This window comes from Cupriavidus sp. SIMBA_020 (assembly GCF_046535395.1).
Lineage (GTDB): Bacteria > Pseudomonadota > Gammaproteobacteria > Burkholderiales > Burkholderiaceae > Cupriavidus > Cupriavidus campinensis.
On the sequence record NZ_JAWRWU010001449.1, the window covers coordinates 1 to 243 of the forward strand.

The following is a 243-nucleotide window of genomic DNA, read 5'->3' on the forward strand; positions in this document are numbered from 1 at the left end:
GTTCACGCGCTCCTGCAAGATCGGGAAATCGCGGCGCACGGCGTTCACATCGAACGGCGGATGCGCGGACGACTTCAGACCGTGCGGCACGGCCGCCTCGCGCTCGTCGACGAAATAGCGCGCGCTTTCGCCGCTTACTCCGCTCACACTGGGTACGCCCACACTGCGCGGTTCGAACACGACGAGATCGCGCAACACGTCGCCGCCGGGCAGGCCGAACGCTTGCGGCGAAGCCTGTCCTTG

1 pseudogene is annotated in these 243 nt (G+C 67.1%); it reads right to left on the minus strand.

Annotation, left to right across the window (positions count from 1 at the left end):
• Positions 1-243 (minus strand): annotated as a pseudogene (locus tag SB751_RS34360) (cysteine desulfurase); the annotation flags it as partial.